The 22,320-nt window shown below is 65.0% G+C and carries 21 protein-coding genes; 7 read left to right on the forward strand and 14 right to left on the reverse strand.

Going from position 1 to position 22,320, the window contains the following annotated elements; translation table 11 throughout:
- Nucleotides 1-20: 20 nt before the first annotated feature.
- From argF to ACQ4WS_RS14300, 6 genes are all read right to left on the reverse strand, one after another.
- The gene (gene argF, locus ACQ4WS_RS14275) at nt 21-941 is read right to left on the reverse strand and encodes an ornithine carbamoyltransferase (RefSeq protein WP_436477232.1); all 921 of its coding nucleotides are present in this window, start codon (nt 939-941) and stop codon (nt 21-23) included.
- Between the two features lie 284 nt (nt 942-1,225).
- The gene (locus ACQ4WS_RS14280) at nt 1,226-4,075 is read right to left on the reverse strand and encodes an ATP-binding protein (RefSeq protein ID WP_436477234.1); all 2,850 of its coding nucleotides are present in this window, start codon (nt 4,073-4,075) and stop codon (nt 1,226-1,228) included.
- Nucleotides 4,076-4,255: 180 nt separating this feature from the next.
- The gene (locus ACQ4WS_RS14285) at nt 4,256-4,711 is read right to left on the reverse strand and encodes a hypothetical protein (RefSeq protein WP_436477236.1); all 456 of its coding nucleotides are present in this window, start codon (nt 4,709-4,711) and stop codon (nt 4,256-4,258) included.
- Between the two features lie 269 nt (nt 4,712-4,980).
- Nucleotides 4,981-5,886: a ribosome small subunit-dependent GTPase A gene (gene rsgA, locus ACQ4WS_RS14290; RefSeq protein ID WP_436477238.1), complete on the reverse strand. Its 906-nt coding sequence runs from the start codon at nt 5,884-5,886 to the stop codon at nt 4,981-4,983.
- Complete coding sequence (locus ACQ4WS_RS14295) at nt 5,883-6,248, reverse strand: 4a-hydroxytetrahydrobiopterin dehydratase (protein WP_436477240.1); 366 nt, start codon at nt 6,246-6,248, stop codon at nt 5,883-5,885. Before ACQ4WS_RS14295 ends, rsgA begins: the two co-directional genes overlap by 4 nt.
- Nucleotides 6,245-7,525 (reverse strand): M48 family metallopeptidase, encoded by a 1,281-nt coding sequence (locus ACQ4WS_RS14300; protein ID WP_436477242.1) that lies wholly within the window; start codon nt 7,523-7,525, stop codon nt 6,245-6,247. Before ACQ4WS_RS14300 ends, ACQ4WS_RS14295 begins: the two co-directional genes overlap by 4 nt.
- Before the next feature lie 56 nt (nt 7,526-7,581).
- Between ACQ4WS_RS14300 and orn the strand changes: the two genes are divergently transcribed.
- On the forward strand, nt 7,582-8,190 hold the full coding sequence (gene orn / locus ACQ4WS_RS14305; RefSeq protein WP_436477243.1) for an oligoribonuclease: 609 nt from the start codon (nt 7,582-7,584) through the stop codon (nt 8,188-8,190).
- 89 nt (nt 8,191-8,279) lie between these two features.
- Here the strand turns inward: orn and ACQ4WS_RS14310 are convergent, their stop codons facing one another.
- Both ACQ4WS_RS14310 and gcvA read right to left on the reverse strand, forming a co-directional pair.
- A complete protein-coding gene (locus ACQ4WS_RS14310; protein WP_436477245.1) occupies nt 8,280-8,645 on the reverse strand; it encodes a hypothetical protein in 366 nt (121 codons plus the stop codon).
- On the reverse strand, nt 8,642-9,586 hold the full coding sequence (gene gcvA / locus ACQ4WS_RS14315) for a transcriptional regulator GcvA (RefSeq protein ID WP_436477247.1): 945 nt from the start codon (nt 9,584-9,586) through the stop codon (nt 8,642-8,644). Before gcvA ends, ACQ4WS_RS14310 begins: the two co-directional genes overlap by 4 nt.
- Before the next feature lie 231 nt (nt 9,587-9,817).
- On the opposite strand from gcvA, the gene ACQ4WS_RS14320 reads away from it, so the two are divergent.
- From ACQ4WS_RS14320 to ACQ4WS_RS14340, 5 genes are all read left to right on the forward strand, one after another.
- Nucleotides 9,818-10,717: a DMT family transporter gene (locus tag ACQ4WS_RS14320; protein WP_436477249.1), complete on the forward strand. Its 900-nt coding sequence runs from the start codon at nt 9,818-9,820 to the stop codon at nt 10,715-10,717.
- Between the two features lie 202 nt (nt 10,718-10,919).
- A complete protein-coding gene (locus tag ACQ4WS_RS14325; RefSeq protein ID WP_436477375.1) occupies nt 10,920-12,005 on the forward strand; it encodes a hemin-degrading factor in 1,086 nt (361 codons plus the stop codon).
- Nucleotides 11,993-12,940 (forward strand): heme/hemin ABC transporter substrate-binding protein, encoded by a 948-nt coding sequence (locus tag ACQ4WS_RS14330; protein WP_436477251.1) that lies wholly within the window; start codon nt 11,993-11,995, stop codon nt 12,938-12,940. Before ACQ4WS_RS14325 ends, ACQ4WS_RS14330 begins: the two co-directional genes overlap by 13 nt.
- Entirely contained in the window at nt 12,937-13,989 is a 1,053-nt protein-coding gene (locus ACQ4WS_RS14335) for a FecCD family ABC transporter permease (RefSeq protein ID WP_436477253.1), read from the forward strand. The genes ACQ4WS_RS14330 and ACQ4WS_RS14335 overlap by 4 nt, the downstream gene beginning before the upstream one ends.
- A gap of 8 nt (nt 13,990-13,997) precedes the next feature.
- Nucleotides 13,998-14,786 (forward strand): ATP-binding cassette domain-containing protein, encoded by a 789-nt coding sequence (locus ACQ4WS_RS14340; RefSeq protein WP_436477254.1) that lies wholly within the window; start codon nt 13,998-14,000, stop codon nt 14,784-14,786.
- A gap of 33 nt (nt 14,787-14,819) precedes the next feature.
- Here ACQ4WS_RS14340 and ACQ4WS_RS14345 read toward each other — a convergent pair whose 3' ends face one another.
- The 6 genes from ACQ4WS_RS14345 to ACQ4WS_RS14370 form a co-directional block, all read right to left on the reverse strand.
- Nucleotides 14,820-15,254, reverse strand: a complete 435-nt coding sequence (locus ACQ4WS_RS14345) for a hypothetical protein (protein ID WP_436477256.1) — start codon at nt 15,252-15,254, stop codon at nt 14,820-14,822.
- Entirely contained in the window at nt 15,251-16,690 is a 1,440-nt protein-coding gene (locus tag ACQ4WS_RS14350) for an efflux transporter outer membrane subunit (protein WP_436477258.1), read from the reverse strand. Before ACQ4WS_RS14350 ends, ACQ4WS_RS14345 begins: the two co-directional genes overlap by 4 nt.
- Nucleotides 16,687-17,769, reverse strand: coding sequence for an HlyD family secretion protein (locus ACQ4WS_RS14355; RefSeq protein WP_436477260.1), 1,083 nt, complete (start codon nt 17,767-17,769; stop codon nt 16,687-16,689). Before ACQ4WS_RS14355 ends, ACQ4WS_RS14350 begins: the two co-directional genes overlap by 4 nt.
- A gap of 28 nt (nt 17,770-17,797) precedes the next feature.
- Nucleotides 17,798-19,321 carry an MFS transporter gene (locus ACQ4WS_RS14360; RefSeq protein ID WP_436477261.1) on the reverse strand — a complete coding sequence of 508 codons (1,524 nt, stop codon included), beginning with the start codon at nt 19,319-19,321 and terminating at the stop codon, nt 17,798-17,800.
- A gap of 116 nt (nt 19,322-19,437) precedes the next feature.
- On the reverse strand, nt 19,438-20,358 hold the full coding sequence (locus ACQ4WS_RS14365) for a LysR family transcriptional regulator (RefSeq protein WP_436477263.1): 921 nt from the start codon (nt 20,356-20,358) through the stop codon (nt 19,438-19,440).
- Between the two features lie 78 nt (nt 20,359-20,436).
- Entirely contained in the window at nt 20,437-21,135 is a 699-nt protein-coding gene (locus ACQ4WS_RS14370; RefSeq protein WP_034785080.1) for a UPF0149 family protein, read from the reverse strand.
- 104 nt (nt 21,136-21,239) lie between these two features.
- Between ACQ4WS_RS14370 and ACQ4WS_RS14375 the strand changes: the two genes are divergently transcribed.
- Complete coding sequence (locus tag ACQ4WS_RS14375; RefSeq protein WP_436477265.1) at nt 21,240-22,253, forward strand: serine/threonine protein kinase; 1,014 nt, start codon at nt 21,240-21,242, stop codon at nt 22,251-22,253.
- Nucleotides 22,254-22,320 lie beyond the last annotated feature (67 nt).

Below are 22,320 nucleotides of genomic sequence, written 5' to 3' on the forward strand. Positions count from 1 at the left end.
GTTCTGCAGTTCCAGGCGAATTATTGGATTTTACCCAGTAACAGGTATTCAATCAGCGCTTTTTGCACGTGCAGACGGTTTTCCGCTTCGTCCCACACCACCGATTGCGGGCCGTCGATCACTTCGGCTGCCACTTCTTCGCCGCGGTGGGCGGGCAGGCAGTGCATGAACAGGGCGTCTGGCGCGGCGCGGGCCATCTTCGCGCCATCGACGATCCAGCCGTCGAAGGCGGCAATACGGGCCGCGTTTTCCGCTTCGTAGCCCATGCTGGTCCACACGTCCGTATTGACCAGGTGCGCGCCTGCACAGGCGTCCGATGGATTAGCGAAGAAGGTGTAGCGCTCGGTCTTGACTTGCGACAGGTCGATGTCGTAGCCCTTGGGCGTCGACACGTTGACGTGGAAGCCGAACACTTCGGCCGCCTGCAGCCACGAGTACAGCATGTTGTTGGCGTCGCCGATCCAGGCGACGACCTTGCCGGCGATCGAGCCACGGTGTTCGATGTAGGTGAAGATGTCGGCAAAGACCTGGCACGGGTGGTGTTCATTGGTCAGTCCATTGATCACCGGCACGCGCGAATTGGCGGCGAAACGCTCGATGATTTCCTGGCCGAAGGTACGCACCATGATGATGTCGCACATGCGCGACATGACCTGGCCCGCGTCTTCCACCGGTTCGCCGCGGCCCAGCTGGGAGTCGCGCGTGTTCAGGTAGATGGCGGCGCCGCCCAGCTGGTGCATGCCGGCTTCGAACGACAATCGCGTGCGGGTCGAGTTCTTTTCAAAGACCATCACCAGGGTGCGGTCGATCAGGGGATGGTAGATTTCGTAGTTCTTGAACTTGCGCTTGATCAGATGGGCGCGTTCGATCACATATTCGTACTCTTCCAACGTGAAATCGGAGAACTGGAGGTAGTGCTTGATCGTTTTTTTTGTCGACATAATGACCACTTGAAGATGCGCAGGCCGCCGGCGGCGTGCCTTTCCCGCCGGGTTGCATCAGCGTACAACATCTCGTCTGATGACTGCCTCGCCCGGCGCGCTGCTGTGTTGATCGGTGCCAGCGCGACGCTTGTCGCGCGGGTCGATGCGGTTGCCAAGTTAAAAATAATGCAATGGCAAGTACTTCAGCGAGTCAATTATAAGGGTTTTGCTTTTAGATTGGAAAGACTGGCCGGGCGCGTACTTGTCCAGGCAAGCCTGCGCCCGGGCAACTGGGCGGTGGATTAATAGATGCTGACGGGCGCAGCGCCGTCCAGCTGAGGCGCCACCAGGGGCAAGTCCAGGGTAAAGCGCGTGCCGGCGGGGCTGCTGACCACCTGGATGGTGCCGCCCAGCAGGGCCGTGACGATGTTGTAGCTGATCGACAATCCCAGGCCGCTGCCGCCCTGGCCCAGCTTGGTGGTAAAGAAGGGGTCGAAGATGCGCGACAGATGCTGTTCGGCGATGCCGCCGCCATTGTCCTCGAAGACGATCTGCACGCGCGCCGCCTCCATCGTGGCGGACAGGCGCATGCAGCCTGTGCCGGTGCCGCCATCGTTGGGCACGGGGGCGAAGGCGTGCAGCAGGGCATTGTTGATCAAATTGGTGATCACCTGACCGAACGGGCCGGGATAGCTGTCCATGGCGATGCCGAAGGCTATCTCCACTTCGATGCGGTGGCCCGAGCTGCGGATGCGGTTCATGACGGTGGCGATGATTTCATTGCCCACTTGTTGCAAGTCAAACTGGCGCCGCTGCTCGGTGGTGCGGTCGACGGCCACCTGCTTGAAGCTGTTGACCAGGTCGGCCGCGCTGCGCAGGCCGCGCATCACCAGCGCCGACGCCTTGCCCGCATCGTCGATGAAGGCGGCCAGGTCCGAGCGGCGCAGGCCGGGGCCGTTCATCAGGCGTTCCAGGTCTTCCGTCTTTTGTTGCATGGTGCTGGCGATTAATAAACTGTTGCCGATCGGGGTATTCAGTTCATGCGCCACGCCAGCCATCAAGGAACCTAGGGCGGCCAGTTTTTCCTGCGATACCAGTTGCGCCTGGGCATCTTGCAGTTGCCGGTAGGCGTTGGCGTTGTCGAGCGCGATGGCGCCATATGCGCACAGGGTGCGGAAGATCAGCCGCTCGCGTTCGCCATACGCGTTGGCATGGCAAGCTTGCACCGTCATCACGCCCAGCACGCGTTCGCCGACCATCAGCGGCACGTACAGCACGCTCTGGTTATGCAGGGTGCCGGGTACCGTGTAGGCGTGGCGCTGCGGCGGTACCTGGGCGATATACACTTCGCGCCGGCCCAGCAGGCAGCGCACGGAGTAGGCGCGTGGATTGCTCAGTGGAATGGCGTTATCGGACAGGGGCCGGCCCGCTTCCATGCCGTGCGCGCGGCGCAGCGCCGTGCCCGCCGCGTCGAGCATGTAGACGGCGAAGGTGTTGACTGGCAGCAAGGCATGTACGTGGCGGTCGAGCACCTGGAACACGGCGCTGGCGTCGAGATGGGTGGTGATTTCCTGGCCGATGGCCGACAGCCGTTCCAGGGTGTCGCTGGTCTGTTGCAGCACTTCGGCGCGGCGCGCTTCGGAGGCGGCCAGTTCGCGGTGGTGATAGCCTTCCGAGCGTGCATGCTCCGTCTGGTGGTAGACCTGCATGGCGGTGGCGCGGTTGCTGGCCTGCTGGGTGTGGCTTTTTTCGCGCGCTATGCCCGCATCGAGGGCGATATCGTAGGCGCGCGCATAGTCGCCCGCATGCGCGTATTCGCGCGCCAGCGCATCGAATAGCTCGCCGGGCGGCGAATAGCCTTCGATGGAGGCGGCCACCTGCAGCGCCTGGTGCAGGAAATGCAGGGCGGGATTGCGTTCCAGCATGCCGGCGGGCGGCGGCAGCTCATGGCGCGCATGCAGCATGGCCAAGACGCGCAGCGCCGCCGCCTGGTGCATGGCGTCGCCTTGCGCGGTGGCCAGCTGGCAGGCCCGTTCGGCCGCCTGCAGCGCTTCATCGGGGCGATCCAGGTAGGACAGCGCGTGCGCGCTGCCGCGCTGGGCCATGCTGCGAAAATCGGCCTGGCCCAGCGCTTCGGCGCGCTGCGCCAGCCGGCTGAAGGCGTCGAGCGCCGTGTCGTAGTCGCCCTTGTCCAGGCTCAGTTCGCCCAGGTGGAACAGGGCGTTGGCATAGGTGCGCGCGCCTGCCATGGGCGCCAGGATGAGCAGCGCCTGGCGCAGCAAGTCTTCGGCCGCGGCCAGACGGCCCAGCTTGCGCATGGTTTCCGCCGTATGCGTCTGGCAGGCGCCGATGCTGCGTGGCCAGCCGGTGGGGCGCGCCAGATCCAGCGCGCACTGCATCCATTCGAGGGCCGATTCGTTGTCGTTGAGGCTGGAAAAACAATCGCCGATATTGATGGCGGCCGTGATCGCGCCGCGCAGCTGGCCGCTATCCAGCGCCGCCTCGTAGCTTTGCATGTAGTGTCCGGCGGCCGTGCCCAGGTCGCGCGAGGTGTGTGCCAGCAAGCCGCGGAAGTCATGCACCCAGGCAGCCAGCGGCGCGGGCAGCTTGCCGCTGGCGCTGTCGGCCTGGAAACGGCTGCCCCAGCGCGTCTGCGCGGCCGCCGCATCGCGCAATACGGCCCAGCGCGCCGTGGCCGCGTCGGCCAGGCTGGCGCGCATCGCATCGCCGGCGCTGCGCGCTTGTTCGGCAGCGGCCAGCAGTTCGGCATCGCAGCGGGCATGGTCGCCCCGGTCGACGGCAATCGAGGACAGCAGCCAGTGGGCATCGGCGCAGCCGGCGCCGTCGCCGTGTGCGCACAGGATGGCGTGCGCCGCCATGGCCAGACTTTCAGCCGCATCGAGCGCACCTTGCAGCCAGGCCACTTCCGCCTGCACCAGTTGCAAACGCGCCTGCGCCTGCGCCAGTGCTGCCGCTTCCAGGCCGGCCAGTGGCAGCAGCATCTGTGCCTCCTCGCTCAGCTGAATTGCTCTAATGCAATCACGCTGGCGCAAATGCCAGGACAGCAACAGCAGCATCGGTACGCGCCCGGCGCCGCGCAACGGCAGTAATGCGCTTTCCCACTGCGCTACGTCATGTTCGAGCGCGAACATTTCCATTCAAGCATTCTCCCTGCAAACAGTGGCGCCAGCCTGCGACCGCACAGGCCATGTGTCCTCGCATTGTAAGCTGCATTCAGGGGAATTGTTCAGTGCGCCGGTCAGAATTATTCATCCGGCATGGCGCCACCGGCGGGGGCGATTGCCCCCGGTGTTCGGTGCTGGGTCCGGCCCTTAGCGCGACACGAGGCGGATGCTGCCGCTGCCAGCCGCGGTGCTGGCGCTGCGCATGTCGGCGGGCATGCGCAAGCCGGGCAGGAACTGGGCGTCGTCGATCACCACATGCTCGCCTGCATTGCTGAAGACGAAGGTCGAGCCCTGCCTGGTGATGAATTGGCCAGGGCCGGTAGGGTAGATTTCCACGCTGGGCTGTGCCTGCCATTCGCGGTCATCGATCAGGCGGCCAAAGAAGTGCTGGTTCTGCTGGTGGACTTCCAGGCGTTGTCCATTCGACAGGCGGTATTGCTGTTCGAGGTCGAAGGCTTCCTGGGCCGTGACGTGATAGTAGGTGCCAGAGATGACGCGCACGCTGTCCGTGGTTTGCGTTGCAATGGCCGTTTGCGCATGGGCGGTGCCGCCCGCAAGGGCGAAGATAGCGGCGAGGAGGGGGAGTAAGCGTTTGGTATGCATGGCATTCACCTTCGATCAGGATGACAGGATGGGTTAGCGTTAGATCGTGTGGTCGCTGGCGGGTTTCCGGCAGGGACTGGTGTCAAGTTAGCAAAGGCGCCTGGCCGTCGCCACTGGCAGGCGATGGAATGTACGTTTTAGGCGATGAAGTGCATAAAACGGCAGATGAATGGTTTTGGGATTAAAGTCGGATGGCGGGCTCGGCGGCGAAATTAAATTTCGCCTGCCGGGTGTTTTTCAGGGCTATATTTGAATGAGAGAGATATTGTTTAATACAGCGTTTGCGCCGATTCGTGCAGCAACTGGCCGTACAGGGTATGGCGCATCCTGGCAATCTTGCCTTCAGACAAGGCTTGCAGGATGGCGCACTGCGGCTCGATCAGGTGGCGGCAGTTATAGAACTTGCAGCCGCCCAGGTAGGGCTGGAATTCGCGGAAGGCCCGCTCCAGCATGCCCTCGGACAGGTGGTACAGGCCGAATTCCTGGAAGCCGGGCGAATCGATGATGGAGCTGTTCGCGCCCAGTTCGTCGAGCTTGTACAGACGCGTAAAGGTCGTCGTGTGCTTGCCCGTGTCGAGCGCGGCCGAGATTTCGCGCACGGCGATGTCCGCATCCGGCACCAGCAGGTTGATCAGGGACGATTTGCCCATGCCCGACTGGCCGATCAGGATAGACGACTGGCCCGCCAGCAGCGGCGCCAGGGTGGCCACCGCGTGCTCCGGTTCGGCGCGCGCCGACACTTCATCGACGGGATAGCCCATCGAGGAATACGGCAGCAGGCGTTCGCGGGCGCGCTCCAGCGAAGCGGTCACGTCCGTCTTGTTGAGGATGATGCGCGCCTCGATGCCGGCCGCGTCGGCCGCCACCAGCGAGCGCGAGATCAGGTCGTCGGCAAAGCCCGGTTCCGTCGCCACGACGATGAACAGCTGCGTCAGGTTGGCGGCCAGCAATTTCGATTTGTACTGGTCCGAGCGGTACAGCAGGGTCTTGCGTTCCTCGATGCGGTCGATGACGGCCTGGTCGTTGGACGTGCGCGTCAGGTGCACGATGTCGCCCACGGCCACATTGGTTTTCTTGCCGCGCGTTACGCATTGCAGCTTGGCACCGTCCACGTCGGCCAGGTAATGGCGGCCGTGGGCGGCGATGATGACGCCCGTCAACTTGCCTTCGCTCATGGGGTCACCTGGCTGCTCTGGTAGATGAGGTCTGCTTTGGCGGCGCAGATGAAGTCGTTTTCGGACAGGCCGCCGGCGCCCTGGTTGACCGAGTGCGTGTCGTAGCGCACGGCGCAGGTTTTGTAAGTAATGATGAGCTCCGGATGGTGGTCTTGCGTATGGGTCATATAGGCCAGGGCGTTTACGAACGCCAGGGTCTGGTAGTAATTCTTGAAGCCGAAGTCGCGGCACAGCTTGCCATTTTGCAGCTTCCATTGGGGCAGCAGAGCATGCAGGGCGGCGATGTCCGTATCGCCCAGCGCTTGCTGGCGCGGCGTGCAGGACAGTTGGGCAAGTTCTTGCGAAGTCGATGGCGTATTCATGTGGCAGCCCCTTTCAGGTGGCGGATGCGCACGCTGGCCGGCGGGTGCGAGTCGTAGAAGGCCGAGTGCAGCGGGTCGGGCGTCAGGGTCGACGCATTGTCTTCATACATTTTCACCAGCGCCGAGACCAGGTCGTCCGCTTGCGTGTGCGTGGCGGCAAAGGCATCGGCCTCGAATTCGTGCTTGCGCGAGCTGAGCGAGGTCAACGGTCCCAGCAGGAAAGTGAAGACCGGCAACGCCAGCATGAACAGCAGCAGGGCCAGCGCGTCCGTCGGCTGGCCCGTCAGGGCCAGGGCGACAGGGTCGACGCCCAGGCCTGCGTAAAACCACGGCTGCGTCTTCAGGAAGCCCAGCAGTGCCAGAAAGCCCAGCGAGATGACGAACATCATGGCGATGCGCTTGACGATGTGCTTGAGCTTGAAATGGCCCAGTTCATGCGCCAGCACGGCTTCGATTTCCTGCGGCGCCAGGCGCGACAGCAGGGTGTCGAAGAAAACGATGCGCTTGTTGGCGCCAAAGCCAGAGAAATACGCATTGCCGTGGGCGCTGCGCTTCGAGCCATCCATGACGAACAAGCCTTTCGAGGCGAAACCGACGCGCTGCATCAAGCCTTCGATGCGGCTTTTCAGCGCTTCGTCGGCCAGCGGCGTGAATTTGTTGAACAGCGGGGCAATGACGGTGGGAAACAGCACCATCATCAGCAACTGGAAGCCGCTCCAGACGAACCACGCGTACAGCCACCACAGGTCGCCCGACTTGGCCATCAGGGTCAGCACGACCCAGATCAACGGCAGGCCGATGGCCGCGCCCAGACCCACGCCCTTGAGCATGTCCGTGAAGAACAGCTTGCGCGCCATGGTGTTGAAACCGAAGCGCTGCTCCAGCACGAACTGGCGGTAATAGTCGAAGGGCAGGTCGATCAGGCCGGAAATGGCGGCAAAGGCGGCGATCAGGCCGATCTGATACAGCATGGGCGAGCCCGGCCCCATCCATTCATTCAGATGCAGCGCCAGCCATTGCAGGCCGCCCAGCAAAGTGAAACCGATCAGCACGGCATAGTTGATCAGCAGGGTCAGCAAGCCGAACTTGGTCTTCGCCACCGTGTAGTCGGCCGCCTTCTGGTGCGCGGCCAGCGGGATTTTTTCCGCAAATTCGGGCGGGACAGTGGCGCGGTGGGCCAGCACGTGGCGAATCTGCCGCGAAGCGAGCCAGAAGCGCACGGCCAGGGTCAAAACGAGGACGGATACAAACAAAATCGAAAACGCGAGTGAATACATTCTGTGCCTGTGAGAAAATGGCTGATTATTTAGTTTGATTAGGCCAAGAGAGAATTATGTCACAAGCGACCGACTTAACTGCAGCCACCTCTGCATCCACCCCAGCACCTGCGGTGCCGGCACGTCCAAATGAGATGAACCTGGTCTGGGTCGACATGGAAATGACGGGCCTGGAGCCCGACACCGACCGCATCATCGAGGTGGCGGTAGTGGTGACGGACATGCACTTGAACCTGCTGGCCGAAGGCCCCGTGTTCGTGATTCACCAGTCGGATGAAACCCTGAACAAGATGGATGCCTGGAACAAGGGCACGCACGGCCGCTCCGGCCTGATCGACAAGGTCAAGGCGTCGACCGTGACGGAAGCCCAGGCGGAAGCGGAACTGATCGCGTTCCTGAAGAAATATGTGCCTGCCGGCAAGTCGCCCATGTGCGGCAACACCATCGGCCAGGATCGCCGCTTCATGGTGCGCGGCATGCCGAAGCTGGAAGCGTTCTTCCACTACCGCAATGTTGACGTATCGACATTGAAAGAGCTGTGCAAGCGCTGGAAGCCGGAAATCGCTACCGGTTTCAAGAAACACCAGAAGCACACGGCGCTGGCCGATATCCTGGAGTCGATCGAAGAACTGAAATATTACCGCGAGCACTTTATTAAACTGTAATGGTGTTGTCGGCTTACGGGTGTTGTCGGCTTACGCGCTGCGCGCTAAGCCGACCTACGAGCCATTCAGCGCCGCTGGCGTAGGTCGGGTTAGCGCCCTGGCGCGTAACCCGACACATCCGCCGCCTCAAAGACAAGGCTGTGCCAATCGCCATCCTCATCCTGCCACTCCAGCGCAAACGGTCCCGTTTGCCGTAAATCCGTGATCCAGCGCACGTCGCCTGGCTGGCGGTAGTATTCCACGCATTGCCCGAACGGCTGTTCCAGCCGACACAGCACCAATCCCTCGCCTGCCACGGCGCACCATCGCTCATTGATATCGATCAAGGCCGCGGCCGGATCGCCATAGAATTCGCCCAGGCTGGCTTGCCGGCCATCGGCCGCCGTCACCTTGGCATGTTCATACTCATGCTGGACAATGTATGCGGCGCTGCGCGCCAGTTCGCGGCGACTCATGCTGTCTCCACGCCGGGCCAGACGGTTTCCTGGTCGGCGCGCGCCTCGGCGATCAGCCATTCGCAGAACGCGTGCACGAGGGGCCGCGTTTCCGCCTGGGGCGAGCGCAGCAGATAATAGCAGTGGGGCCCGCGCACGGCGTGTTCGAAGACGCGCACCAGGCGGCCCGAGCGCAGATCGTCGCCGATCAGGGGGCTGGCGGCAATGGCCACGCCCTGGCCGCTGGCGGCCGCATCCAGGCATAAATACGTATGCGAAAAGCGCGCGCCGCTGTTGCCGCTATTGCCGCTGTAATGCACACCGCAGCTGTGCAGCCAGCGCGTCCAGTCGATTTCGCCGGGCAGGTGCACTTCCGGTTCATCGTGCAGCAGCGGATAGCGCAGCAGGTCGGCGGGCTGGCGCAGGCTGGCCGCGTTGGCGCGAAAGCCGGGGCTGCAGACGGCGGAAAACCATTCTTCCATCAATAAATCGACTTTCAGGCCCGGATAGCGGCCCGGCCCCAGGCGAATGGCCACATCGATGCCATCGCGCGCCAGGTCGACCGGGTGCATCGAGGCCAGCACGCGCAGTTCGATTTGCGGATAGCGGTCGCGCAGGCGTCCCAGGCGCGGCATCAGCCAGCGCGAGACGAGCGAACTGGTGGCCGTCACCGTCACCACCTTGTCATCGCCCTGGCGCCGCGCCTGCTCGGACACATCGGCCAGCTGGTTGAGGATGGGGCCCAGCGAGGCCGCATAGCGCTGGCCGGCGCTGGTGAGCACCACGCCGCGCGGCAGGCGCTGGAACAGCACGATGCCCAGCCACGCTTCCAGTTGTTTCACGTGGTGGCCGATGGCGCCGGCCGAGACGTGCAATTCTTCGCCCGCGCGCTGGAAACCTTCATGGCGGGCGGCCGCTTCGAAGGCGTGCAGGGCGGCGAGTGGGGGCAAGGGACGTGACATGGCACTCTTCAAGAGAATTGAGCCTCAGTATTATTTGGCCTATCCGTGAAGAATATTGGTTTGTTTCATTTTGCGCAAGCGAATATGATGCCGTCACTGCGTGAAGTGACCCGCAATATGATTCACGCATGAATTATCCCAGCCTTGCTTGGCATTTATAGTTACAACGCCTGGGAAAACACTGCGCAACGCGCAGCAGGTTTGCCCAGGTGTATTCAAAGAGGTTTAGTCATGTATGATCGCCGCGCTGTTGCGCTGGTGTTGCTGTCGGCCGCCGGTTTCGGCAGTTCCGCAGTGTTTGCCAAGGCGGCCTATGCGTCCGGGGTCAACCCGTCGACCATGCTGGCCTTGCGTTTCGTCATCGCCGCCATGCTGTTGCTGCCGCTCGTGTGGCTGGGCGGCTGGCGCTTGCCGCGCGGCCGCCTGCTGGCTGGCTACATGCTGATGGGCCTGATGTACACGGCCCAGTCGCAAGGCTATTTCAATGCCCTCATGTATGCCAGCAGCGGTCTGTGCGGCATGCTGCTGTACGTGTATCCCGTGCTGGTCACCATCCTCGCGCTGGCGCTGGGCTGGGAAAAGCTGGATCGGCGCATGCTGGTGCTGATGGCGCTGGCGATTGCCGGCATGGCCATCACCCTGGGCGGCAAGCTGCAGGGCCAGCCCATCGGTATCGCGCTGGCCTTGATGGCCGCCGGCGTGTACGCCGTGTACATCCTGTTTGGCAACAGCCTGTCGAAAAGCCGCGAGAATATTCACCCATTAGCCGCTTGCGTGGTGATCCTGGGCACGGCCGGCCTGTCGAATAGCGCGATTGCCTTGTGGCAAGGCGTGTCCTTGCCGGGCACGGCGACGGGCTGGCTGGCCGTCAGCGCGATCGCCCTGTTCTCCACGGCCATCGCGATTGCCGCCTTCTTTGCCGGCGTGGCGCAAATCGGTGCGGCCAAGGCGTCCATCATTTCCACGTTCGAGCCCGTCATCACGATGGCGTTCGGCGTGACCTTGCTGAAAGAATCCGTCAGCGGCACACAATTGCTGGGCGGCGCCATGGTGCTGGCCGCCGTGGTCTTGCTGGCGCAGCGGCCCACTGCCAAACCGGTGGCCATGCCGGCCGTGCAGGCCAGCGCCTGAACTTGTTTTCCTGAACTGATCGGCAATACTGATCGGTCTCCTTTGCGCCGCGACGGGTTTCCTGTCGCGGCGCTTTTTTTGGCCGTGCACAAATAAGTCTTGATTGCGAATGATTCTCATTTATAATTGATTTCAAGATTCCCCACCACCAGCCAGCCCATGCCAGCCAGTGTTCGCCTTGAAAGGAGACACCGTGACGAGCATGCCCCCTATTTGCAATACCGAGCTGGTCGCTGGCGAATTTGCCCGCCTGCGCCGCGAAAAAAAAGCCCGCCATCGCGACATCGCCGAGGAACTGGGCATTGCCGAAGGCGAGCTGATCGCCGCGCATGCCGGCCTGTCGCTGGCCGATGGCGCCTTGCTGGGCGCCGAACGCCTGCAAGCCGACTGGCCCGCCATCATTGCCGCCCTGGAACCGCTGGGCGAAGTCATGGCGCTGACGCGCAACGCTTCGTGCGTGCATGAAAAGACGGGCGTCTATCGAAAAGCCAGCCACAACAACCACGTGGGCCTGGTGCTGGGCGGCGACATCGACCTGCGCGTGTTTTACCGCCAGTGGGCGCATGGCTTTGCCGTCCGCGAGATGGGCGAGCACGAAGTGCAGCGCAGCCTGCAATTTTTCGATGCCGCCGGCCACGCCGTGCACAAGATTTTCCTCAAGCCGCAAAGCGACCTTGCCGCCTACGACGCGCTGGTGGCGCATTTTGCCGACGCTAACCAGGCGGCCGGCATCGCCGTGACGGCGCCGCCGGCGCCGCCGGCGGAACTGCCCGACGCGCAGATCGACGTGGCCGGTTTTCGCGCCGCCTGGGCCGACTTGCGCGACACGCATGAATTTTTCACCGTGCTGAAAAAATATTCGGTCTCGCGCCTGCAAGGCCTGCGCCTGGCCGAAGCGCGCTTCGTGCAGCAGCTCGACAAATCCTGCGTGCTCGACCTGCTCAATAGCGCCGCCCTGGAAAAAGTGTCCATCATGGCCTTCGTCGGCAATGCCGGTATGATCCAGATCCATTCCGGGCCCGTGCACAAGATCGCCGTGATGGGGCCATGGATCAATGTCCTCGACACGCGCTTCAACCTGCATTTGCGCGAAGACCATATCGCCAGCGCCTGGGTGGTGAAAAAGCCGACCGTCGATGGGCTGGTGACATCCGTGGAACTGTTCGACGCCAAGGGCGACACCATCGTCATGTTCTTCGGCGAACGCAAGCCGGGCGTGCATGAATTGTGCGAATGGCGCAATGTCGTCGAGCGTGTGCTGCAGGAGGGCGAACTATGCGCCGCATGATCGCCGCCAGTGTGGCGCGCCGCATCGCGTTGAAAAAAATGGGGGCTGGCGCGCTGGCGCTGGCCGCGCCGATGCAGGTGCTGGCCGCCGTCAGCGACGCGGCCAAGCCGCGGGTCAAGGCGCGGCGCATCGTCAGCGTGGGCGGCGCCCTGACGGAAATCGTCTATGCGCTCGAAGCGCAGGGCGAGCTGGTAGGCGTCGATACCACCTCGCTGTATCCGGCCGTGGCGCAACAGCTGCCGCAGGTGGGTTACGCGCGCACCTTGTCGGCCGAGGGCGTGCTGTCGCTGGCGCCCACGCAGCTGATCGCCACCGAGGAAGCGGGGCCGCAAACGGTGCTGCGCCAGGTGCGCGACGCGGGCGTGCCGGTGGCGGTGCTGAACGCGAATAACAAATTCGAAGGCTTGCTCGAACGGGTGAGACAGGTGGGCCAGATCACGGGTCGTGCCGACCCCGCCGCGCGCCTGGCGCAAGCCTTGCAACAGCAGTGGGACGGCGCCCTGGGCAAGGTGCGCCAGCGCAGCCAATCACCGGTACAATCGACCGTGCGCGTGCTGTTCATCCTCGCCCATGCGCCCAACCAGGTGATGGTGGGCGGACGCGAGACGGGCGCCGACGCCATGCTGGCGTATGCGGGCGCCGTCAACGTGATGGGCGGGCAGGGCGGCCAGGGTGGATTCGCCGGCTACAAGCCGCTCACGCCGGAAGCCGTGATCGCCGCGCGGCCCGACATCGTGCTCGTCACGGACCAGGGCTTGAAGGCTTCGGGCGGCGTGGACGGCATCCTCAAATTGCCAGGCCTGGCGCAGACGCCGGCCGGGCGCAAGCACCGCATCGTCTCGCTGGAAGCCATGCTGCTGCTGGGCTTTGGCCCGCGCATGCCGCAGGCGCTGGCCGAACTCGACGCCGCCTTCGCCAAAGCCATGGCCGCATGAACGTGGCCTCCCTGGTATCCGTCGCGCCCTGGCGCTGGCCACGCTGGAGCGCTGGCGGGCTGCTGGCCGCCGCGCTGGCTTGCGGCTTGATCATCGCCGTGCAGGCGGGCGCCGTGCCGGTGGCCCAGGCCGACTGGCTGGCGCCGTTTCAATCTGGCGACGCGGCGTTGTCCGGCGGCGCGTATGTGCTGTGGCATATCCGATTGCCGCGCGCCCTGTTCGCCATCCTGATCGGCGCCGCGCTGGCGCTGGCTGGCGGCCTGACGCAAGGGCTGTTTCGCAATCCGCTGGCCGACCCCGGGCTGCTGGGCGTGAGCAGCGGCGCTGCCTGCGCGGGGGCGGCCACCATCGTCTTCGCGGCCAGCCTGCACGTGGCGCCCGAGTTGCGCGTGTGGCTATTGCCGGGGGCCGCGTTTGCCGGCGCCATGCTCATTTGCGTGCTGCTCGACAGGGTCGCCCGCTGGGCCACGCCCGGTTCCATCGTCGGCCTGCTGCTGACGGGTGTGGCGCTGAACGCCATCACGGTGGCTGTCATGGGCCTGTGCATCTACCTGGCCAACGACGACCAGTTGCGCACCCTGACTTTCTGGACCCTCGGCTCGCTGTCGGCCGGCAGCTGGCGCCAGGTGGCGGCTTTGCTGCTGGTGCTGGCCGGCGCGCTGTGGGCCACGCGTTTCCTGATGCGCTCACTGAACGCGCTGGCGCTGGGCGAGGCGCAGGCGCTGCACGTGGGCATCGACGTGGGCCGGCTGCGCACGCAGGTGATCGTGCTGGTGGCCGTGCTGACGGGCTTTGCCGTCGCCTGGTGCGGCGGCATCGGCTTCATCGGTCTGATCGCGCCGCACCTGGTGCGCACCTGGCTGGGAGCCGACCAGCGCCGCGTGCTGCCGCTGGGGATGCTGATGGGCGGTTTGCTGCTGCTGTTGGCCGACACGCTGGCGCGCACCGTCGCGATTCCCGCGGAAGTCCCCGTCGGTATTTTCACGGCCTTGCTGGGCGGGCCCTTTTTCCTGATGCTGTTGCGGCGTTTCCGCCACAGCACCGCCTAGAGGTGAACATGACGCCCCTGCTGGAACTCTCCTTCGTCACCACGCAACTGGGCCAGCAATACTTTGGCCCCTTCAATGTACGGGTCGCGCCCGGCGAGCGCATCGCCATCCTCGGCCCCAGCGGCGCGGGCAAGTCGACGCTGCTCAAACTGATGGCGCGCGAATTGCACCCGCAGGCGGGCCAGGTGGCGTTCGCCGGCCGGCCGCTGGCGCAGTGGCCGCTGGCCGACCTGGCCCTGCGCCGCGCCGTGCTGCCGCAAGGGTCGAACGTGGCCTTCGGACTGCCGTGCGCGCTGGTGGTCGGCCTGGGACGGGTGGCGCGCCTGGTCGACCCGCAGCTGGAGCGGATCGTGCAGGAGGCGGCCGCCCTGGCGCATGCCGCGCATTTGCTGGGCCGTCGTTTGGATACCCTGTCTGGCGGCGAACAGGCCAGGGTGCAGCTGGCGCGCATCTTCGCGCAGATGTGGGATGTGCAGGATGGCTTGATACTGGTCGACGAACCGCTGGCGGCGCTCGATCCCGGCCTGCAGTTCGATCTGCTCGACAGCCTGCAGCAGTTTTGCGCCGCGCGCGGCCACGCCGTCGTCGCCATCCTGCACGACATCAATCACGCCTTGCTGGGCTTCGAGCGGCTGCTGCTGGTGCGCTCGGGCCAGCTGGTCGCCGATATCGCCAGCGATGCCGGCGCCGTGCCCGCCCTGGCCGCGCTGTACGGCATCGCCCTGACGACGGCGACCAGCAGCGATGGTGACGTGTGCGTCATCCCTGCCAGAAGCACGGTACGCAGGGCCGCCTGACTCACTCACTCACTCACTTACTCACTCCCTCGCTCACCAGACGTCCGCCGTGCGCGGCCGCGTCATCTGGCCACTGCCCAGCAGCCATACCATCAGGGCCTCGGCCTGTTCGCGCGTGGCGGCGACTTCCTGCACGATGCCGAAGGCTTTCATGGCGCCAGCCGCCATCGCCTGCAAGCGCGCGCGCTGTTCCGCGTCCGCCTCGACCGACACCAGGCCCCGGCAAATGGCGGCCAGCGCTACCTTGTTATGCTTGAGCCACAGGCCGCGCCGCTTGCGATCGATGTGGGCTTCGTCGCTGCGTTCCTCTTCGAACAGCATGACGAACGGTACGCCATGGCGCAGCAGGGCGTCCATGTCGTTTTCCCACAGCGGGGCATAGCCGGTGACGGCCGTTTCAGGGCGAAAGCGCACGATGGGAAAGTCGCTGACGTCGTGGATGGAGAAATGTGCGGGATTCGGTTTCATGGCGTGCTTCCTTGCGAGGTGGTTGAAAATGCTTGCCAGCCGCCGCCCAGCGCCTTGTAGACCTGGACCAGCGACAGCGAAGCGGTGGCGCGGCTGTCGACCAGCGCCGCTTCGTTGTTCAAGAGCGTGTTTTGCACATGCAGCACGTTGATCAGGTCCGTGCCGCCCTGGCGGTACTGCAGTTCCGCGCTGCCCAGCGCCCGCCGTCCCTGTTTGACGGCTTCATCGAGGCTGGCCTGGCGGCGGGCGTTGGCCTGGTAGCCCGAGAGCGCGTCTTCCACCTCGTGCCAGGCGGCCAGCACCGTCTGGCGGTAGGCGATGGCCGCTTCCTGCTGCTGCGCCTCGCGCAATTGCAGATTGCCCCGCAGGCGGCCGCCGTCGAACAGGGGCACGCTGAAGCCGGGGCCGAAGGCGAAGCGCTTGGCGTCCCAGCCGATGTCGGACAGCTGCATCGCTTGCAGGCCGACGCTGCCCGAGAGCGTGATGCGTGGATAAAAATCGCCTTGTGCCACGCCGATGGCGGCCGTGGCCGCGTGCAGCTGCGCTTCGGCGCGGCGGATGTCGGGCCGCCGTTCGGCCAGGCTGCTCGGCACGCCCAGTTGCACCTGCATGGTCATGGCCGGAATGTCCTTGCCGGCCGCCAGTTCCGCCCGCAAGCCTTGCGGCGGCAGCGCCAGCAAGAGGGCGAGGGCATTGCCCAGGCGTGCTTCGCGCTGTTGCAGCGGCGGCAGGCGCGCTTCGATGGTGGCCACGTGGGCCGCCGCCTCGGCCTCGTCGAGCTGCGTCGCCGCGCCTTCGCGCAGGCGGATGCGGGTCAGGTCCAGGGTGTGGCGGGCGATATCGAGCAGCTGCTGCGTGATGGCCAGCGTCTGCTGCGCGCCGCGCAACTCGATGTAGTCGCGCGCCGTCTCGGCCAGCACGGCCAGCAGCACGCCGCGCTGCGTTTCCAGGGCCACCTCGACCCGCGCGTCAAACGCTTCCACTTCGCGCCGCACGCGGCCCCACAGGTCCAGCTCCCAGGCCGCATCGAGATTGCTTTGCCACAGGCTGTAGGCGGATTGGCCGTTGTTGCGCGACGGATCGCTCAAGCCTTGTTCGCTGTTGCGCGCGCGGCTGTAGTCGCCATTCGCACCCAGCGACGGGCCTTGCGCGGCGCCTGCTACGCCGCGCGCAGCGCGGCTTTGTTGCAGCCGGCTGCTTGCCGCCTGCACGTCGAGGTTGGCGCCGGCGGCGCGCTGCAGCAGGGACGAGAGGGTGGTATCGCCAAAGCTGTCCCACCAGCGCTGCTCGATGGCGCCATCCTGGCTTGCGGCGAAACGGGCATCTTGCGCCTGGCGCCATTGCTGTCCCAGATCGTTGGGCGGGCGCTGGAAATCGCTGCCGACGCTGCCGCAGCCGGCCAGGCCCAGGGCCGTGATGAAGATCAGTGCTTTCATCGCGCGCTCACCTGTTGCAGATGTTGACGGCGGCTGCTCGTATCGATGCGCACTTCGGCCGACATGCCCACGCGCAGGCGAGTGCCCCGGTCTCGGTCGCCATCCTGGCCCGGATCGAACGCGATCCTGACGGGGATGCGCTGCACCACCTTGGTGAAGTTGCCGGTGGCGTTTTCCGGCGCGATGGCGGCAAACGTCACGCCCGTGGCCGGCGCGATGCTGTGCACCGTGCCGTGCAGGAGCACGCCCGGATAGGCGTCGACGGCGATGCTGGCGCGCTGGCCCTGGCGCACGTGGGTCAGCTGGGTTTCCTGCAGGTTGGCGACGACGAAGCTGCGGTTCAAGGGCACCACGGCCATCAGGCTGGCGCCGGGCGCCACCAGGGCGCCGACGCGCACGATGCGGCGCCCCACGATGCCGTCGATGGGGGCGCGCAGCTGTGTATGCGACAGATCCAGTTCGGCCCGTTGCAGGCTGGCGCTGGCGCGCAGCAAGGCCGCTTCGGCCGCGCCTTGCTGCGCTTGCAAAATTTCCGTCTGCTTGCGGGTGGCGACGAGGGCGGCGCGGTTTTGCGCCAGGCGCGCGCGGCTCACGTCGAAGCGTGATTGTGCCTGCTGCGCGTTTTGCACGCTGCCCGCGCCCTGGCCGGCCAGGTGCTGCGAACGGGCCAGTTCCTGCTGCGCCAGTTTGTCTTCCGCCTGGTTGGCGTCGACCAGGGTGCTGGCTTGCTCGATCACCGATTGCTGGCGCTGCAAGGTGCCGCGGGCATAGTCCCGCTGCGCCTCGGCGCCGGCGACTTCGGCGCGGGCCGAGGCGGCGGCGGCCTGGTAGTCGCGGTCGTCGATGCGCGCCAGCAGCTGACCCGCCTTGACAGTCTGGTTGTCTTCCACCAGCACTTCCCGCACGATGCCGCCCACCTTGGGGGAGAGCACGGTGTAGTCGGCGCTGACAAAGGCGTCATCGGTGCTCTGTTCTTCGCCACGGGCGAACAGCAGTTGCCAGGCGCAAAAGGCGAGGGCACAGGCCAGCAGGGCCAGGCCGAGGATAAAAGCGCGCGAGCGCAGGATGGGGACATTCATGGTGAGGCTCTTTCGTAAAAATGAAAACTCAAGCGGCGCGCGGCGGATAGACGCGCGTCGGCAGGATGGGAATGATCAGGATCATGGCCAGCGCGATGCCGGCCAGGGTGAGGTACAGGTCGGACGAGGTCAGAGTGACGACTTGCGCATGCATGCGCTGCGCCAAACCCGGCACGTCCACGGCGGTCGGCAAATTGCCCAGACGCTCGCTGAGCACCGTCGAATGGAAATGGTTGCGGCGCGTGATCAGCGCATCGAGCACGCCGGTGGCGACGACGGCCGACATGCCCTTGATGGTGTTGAACCAGGCCGAGGCGAACGGGCCATCCTGCGGCGCCAGGCCCGTGGTGGCCAGCAGCAGCAAGGGAATCACGGCCATCGGTTGCGCAAAGATTTGCACCGCTTGCAGCAGGTAGAAATGCGTGCGTATCCAGTCCGGCGACATGCGCGCTCCGAGCACGCAGGACAGGGCCAGCAGGGCCAGGCCGATGGCCAGCACCCAGCGGCAGTCGACCGCGCGGAGATTGCACAGGGCGGCCACCAGCGGCAGGGCGATCAACTGCGGCAGCGCCACCATCAGCATCACGGGCGCCGTCTGCAGCGGGCGATAGGCGTGCACCTGCGCCAGGTAGGAAGAGGGAATCAGGATCACGGCCAGCAGCACGAACAGCACGCCGCCCAGGGTCAGCAGGGCGTGGCTGAGGTTGCGCCGCGACAGCAGCTGCAGTTTGAAGAACGGCAGCGGGTGCGACCACTCGTTGATGAAGAACAGCACCAGCAGCAGCAGGCCGGCGCCCAGCAGCACGCAGATCAGCGGCGAGGCGAACCACGCCAGGCGCTCGCCCTGCAGCAGGCCGACCACCAGCATGCTGATGGCGGGCAGGCCAAGCAGCAAGCCGCGCCAGTCGAACTGGCGCAAGCGCTCCAGGCGCAGCGGGTCTTGCGGCAAGCCCCAGGACACCATCAGCAGGGCGACGATGCTGCCCGGGACGACTTGCCAGAAGGCCCATTGCCAGCCCAGGTACTCGGTCCAGAAGGCCGCCAGCGGCGTGCCGAGGCTGGGGCCAAAGGTGGCGCTCAGCGCATAGCCGCCCAGGCCATACAGCTTGATATTCGGCGGCAGAAAGCGCAGCGCCACCGTCATCAGCATCGGTGGCAGTGCGCCACCGGCCGCGCCCTGCACCACGCGCAGGAACATCAGCACGGTCAGGTTCGGCGCGAGCGGGCAAAGCACGCCGGCGGCCATGCAGACGATGATGGCGCTGGCCGTCAGCCGGCGCAGCGAGAAGGTGACGGAGCACCACGGCGCGAACGCCATGGCCGACACCGAGGCGGCCGCATACAGGGTCACGAGCCAGCTGGCGTCGTCGCGCGCGATGCCCATGGCGCCGCGGATGTCCGCCAGTGCGACCTTGGTGATGTTTTCATTCAGGCCGGACACCAGCACGGCCAGCAGCACGCCGGCCAGGCCCGTGGCCAGGCGCAGGCCGAAGATGGGAGGTGCGGGCGGCGCGGCCGCGGGGACGGCGCCAGGAAGGGGGACAGCGGACACAGGGAACTCCGTGGATGAGAATCAGTCCACGCAGTATAGGTAGCGCTAAATATGATGAAAATTGATCATTAATGAAGTCTGAATTGCGTCTGGCGCAATGATTGTGGGCTCAGACCCTAAGCGTCTGGCGGCGTGCTGCCGCACAGCTCCTTGATCATGCGGCGCAGCCAGCGGTGCGCATGGTCGTGGTCGAGGCGCGGGTGCCAGGCCTGGAGTACCTCCACGCTGTCGACGGGGATGGGCAGCTGGAAGGTGCGCAGCTTTAAGCCCAGGCGTTCGACGATGGCCAGCAGCGGCGTGGGCATCAGCGGCAGCAGCAGGCCCGAATCGGCCACGGCGAAGATGGCGGACTGAAAATTAGGGCTGATCAGCGACACCCGGCGCGTGTAGCCCCGCTCGGCCAGGGCCGTATCGAAAGGACCGCGCGCCAGGCCGCGCCGCGAGACGCTGATATGTTCGTATTCGGTAAAGCTGTCGAGGTTGATGGGGCCGTCGAAGATCGGGTGGTCGCTGCGGGCGATGCCGACAAAGGAGCTGCTAAACAGCTGCTGCAGTTTGATGTCGGGCGCAAAGGCGCGCCGCGCGCTGATGTACAGGTCGATGCGGCCCGCGTACAGGGCGTCATTTTCCGTGGCACCATCGCCTTCTGGCACGAAGCGCAGCACCGTGTGCGGCGCATGGCGGGCCAGCAGGTCGCGCAGCTTGCCGCCGTAGGCGCCGACAAATACATCGTTGGCGCACAGGCTGAAAGTGCGTTCCAGGGTGCGCAAGTCCACTTCGCGGCCCGAGGTAAAGATGGCGTGCGCCTGCTCCACCACGCCGCGCACCTGCTCGCGCAATTCCAGCGCGCGCGGGGTGGGCGCCAGGCCGCGCCCGGAGCGCACGAAGACGGGGTCGCCGATGGCGTCGCGGATGCGCGCCAGGGTGCGGCTCATGGCCGGCGCGCTCAAATTCATGCGCCGCGCCGCAGCCACAGCGCTGCCTTCCTCGAGCAGAATGTCGAGGGCGACGAGCAGGTTCAGGTCGGGGAGTTTCATGCGGCGATTATAGCCCGTGGGCCAATGCCAGCGCTGCGCCGGCAGGACGCCGGCGCAGAGGGTGAGGCTACTGCGGGATTACTCGGCTGCCGGCTCGGCGCCGCAGCATTTCTTGAACTTCTTGCCGCTGCCGCAAGGACAGTCGTCGTTGCGGCCCACTTTCGGCTCTTCGCGCTTCATGGTTTGCACCGGTGCCTTGCGGCGCGGGACCCAGAAACGGTGGATGGCCGGCAGGTTCGCTTCCAGTTCCTGCGCCAGCTTGTGCGCCTTGACCGGATCTTCCACCAGTTTCAGTTCTTCTTCCTTGATTTCGTCAGCGCCCAGCAAATAGATCGGCTGCATCAGCTCGGCCACTTCGGAATCCCAGATTTCGTTCCACGAGCCTGGACGCAGCTCCATGCCGTCCCAGAAGCCCCAGCACCATGCTTCGGCGTCGATCAGGGTCTGGCCTTCGTAGTCATGTTCGACGAACAGCGCTTCGAACTCCTTCGGCGCCACTTCAAACGTCACCAGCACTTCGTTCATGAAGCGCATGATCAGGTTGACGATGCGCTCTTCTTCCTTGCTGTTCTTGAATTTTGGCGCATCTTCGGCATCTTCGCCCCACACGCGCGGCAACCACTCGGCCGGCATGATCGGTTCCGGGCCGATGGCGACGGCCGTCAGATAGCCGTGCAGCATATCCATGGTCATCGCGTCTTCGGAGCAGCGCTCCGACAACAGGAATTGGTCTAATTCGTCGAATTCTTTTTCTGATAATGGCTGTTCGAGTTGCATGGCTTGCTCTTTGTATTGAATGTAAGCCGCCAGTATACGCTTTGCTGGGCTGCGCCGCCGAAGTGTTTGCACCGGCGGCCCGCGCGCGCCTTACAATGTCGCTTATGCACAATGAAAACCAGCCGCACGAGGACGACCGGCCCGTCCATCCCTTTTCCGCCCTGAGCCCCGATTGCGTGCTCGACGCCCTCGACAGCGTGGGCTTGCGCGGCGATGGCCGCCTGCTGGCCCTGAACAGCTATGAAAACCGCGTCTACCAGGTGGGTATCGAAGACAGCGCGCCCCTGGTGGCCAAGTTTTACCGCCCCGCGCGCTGGAGCGATACGGCCATCCTGGAAGAGCACGCGTTCGTCTCCGAACTGGTCGAACGCGAAATCCAGGTGGTGCCGGCGCTGGAAATCAATGGCAGTACCCTGCACCAGTACCAGGGCTTCCGCTTTGCCGTCTTCCCCCGCCACGGCGGCCGCGCGCCCGAGCTGGATGACCCGGCCACCCTGGAATGGATAGGGCGCTTCATCGGCCGCATCCACGCCGTCGGCGCGCTGTCCACCTACCAGGAACGGCCGGCGCTCGATCACCAGACGTTCGGCGTCGAGCCGCGTGAGTTCTTGCTGGAGGGTAATTTCCTGCCGCCCGAACTGTTGGCCGCCTATTCCAGTGTGGCGCAGCAGGCACTCGATGGCGTCAAGCGCTGCTATGACCGCGCGGGCGACGTGGCCGTGCTGCGCACGCATGGCGATTGCCATGGCGGCAACGTGCTGTGGACGGATGCCGGCCCCCATTTCGTCGATTTCGACGATAGCCGCATGGGCCCTGCCATCCAGGACCTGTGGATGATGCTGTCGGGCGAGCGGGGCGACATGGTGCGCCAGATGAGCGACATCCTGGCCGGCTATGAAGACTTTTGCGGTTTCGACCCGCGCCAGTTGTACCTGGTCGAAGCGCTGCGCACCCTGCGCCTGATCCATTATTCGGCCTGGCTGGCGCGCCGCTGGGACGATCCCGCCTTCCCCGTCGCCTTCCCGTGGTTTAACACGCAGCGCTACTGGCAAGACCGCATCCTTGAACTCAGGGAGCAAGTTGCCTTGATGGATGAGGCGCCATTGTGGCCTGTTTGACCTAAACGCCCGAAAAGCGTGGTAAAAGTCGCTCTTCTTGCAGTGCTGATTTGCCTGTGCTTACTCG

The organism is Janthinobacterium leeuwenhoeki, from assembly GCF_051380795.1.
GTDB lineage: Bacteria > Pseudomonadota > Gammaproteobacteria > Burkholderiales > Burkholderiaceae_D > Janthinobacterium.

Bases quoted from the DNA above. Each gene is read 5' to 3' on its own strand.
- ACQ4WS_RS14310 (WP_436477245.1), bottom strand. From the start codon at position 8,645: ATGAGTCGCCGCGAACTGGCGCGCAGCGCCGCATACATTGTCCAGCAT.
- ACQ4WS_RS14300 (WP_436477242.1), bottom strand. From the start codon at position 7,525: ATGTATTCACTCGCGTTTTCGATTTTGTTTGTATCCGTCCTCGTTTTG.
- ACQ4WS_RS14295 (WP_436477240.1), bottom strand. From the start codon at position 6,248: ATGAATACGCCATCGACTTCGCAAGAACTTGCCCAACTGTCCTGCACG.
- ACQ4WS_RS14350 (WP_436477258.1), bottom strand. From the start codon at position 16,690: ATGAAAGCACTGATCTTCATCACGGCCCTGGGCCTGGCCGGCTGCGGC.
- ACQ4WS_RS14345 (WP_436477256.1), bottom strand. From the start codon at position 15,254: ATGAAACCGAATCCCGCACATTTCTCCATCCACGACGTCAGCGACTTT.
- ACQ4WS_RS14370 (WP_034785080.1), bottom strand. From the start codon at position 21,135: ATGCAACTCGAACAGCCATTATCAGAAAAAGAATTCGACGAATTAGAC.
- orn (WP_436477243.1), top strand. From the start codon at position 7,582: ATGTCACAAGCGACCGACTTAACTGCAGCCACCTCTGCATCCACCCCA.
- ACQ4WS_RS14355 (WP_436477260.1), bottom strand. From the start codon at position 17,769: ATGAATGTCCCCATCCTGCGCTCGCGCGCTTTTATCCTCGGCCTGGCC.
- ACQ4WS_RS14340 (WP_436477254.1), top strand. From the start codon at position 13,998: ATGACGCCCCTGCTGGAACTCTCCTTCGTCACCACGCAACTGGGCCAG.
- ACQ4WS_RS14365 (WP_436477263.1), bottom strand. From the start codon at position 20,358: ATGAAACTCCCCGACCTGAACCTGCTCGTCGCCCTCGACATTCTGCTC.
- ACQ4WS_RS14285 (WP_436477236.1), bottom strand. From the start codon at position 4,711: ATGCATACCAAACGCTTACTCCCCCTCCTCGCCGCTATCTTCGCCCTT.
- ACQ4WS_RS14320 (WP_436477249.1), top strand. From the start codon at position 9,818: ATGTATGATCGCCGCGCTGTTGCGCTGGTGTTGCTGTCGGCCGCCGGT.
- ACQ4WS_RS14280 (WP_436477234.1), bottom strand. From the start codon at position 4,075: ATGTTCGCGCTCGAACATGACGTAGCGCAGTGGGAAAGCGCATTACTG.
- gcvA (WP_436477247.1), bottom strand. From the start codon at position 9,586: ATGTCACGTCCCTTGCCCCCACTCGCCGCCCTGCACGCCTTCGAAGCG.
- ACQ4WS_RS14325 (WP_436477375.1), top strand. From the start codon at position 10,920: ATGCCCCCTATTTGCAATACCGAGCTGGTCGCTGGCGAATTTGCCCGC.
- ACQ4WS_RS14335 (WP_436477253.1), top strand. From the start codon at position 12,937: ATGAACGTGGCCTCCCTGGTATCCGTCGCGCCCTGGCGCTGGCCACGC.
- argF (WP_436477232.1), bottom strand. From the start codon at position 941: ATGTCGACAAAAAAAACGATCAAGCACTACCTCCAGTTCTCCGATTTC.
- ACQ4WS_RS14330 (WP_436477251.1), top strand. From the start codon at position 11,993: ATGCGCCGCATGATCGCCGCCAGTGTGGCGCGCCGCATCGCGTTGAAA.
- rsgA (WP_436477238.1), bottom strand. From the start codon at position 5,886: ATGAGCGAAGGCAAGTTGACGGGCGTCATCATCGCCGCCCACGGCCGC.
- ACQ4WS_RS14375 (WP_436477265.1), top strand. From the start codon at position 21,240: ATGCACAATGAAAACCAGCCGCACGAGGACGACCGGCCCGTCCATCCC.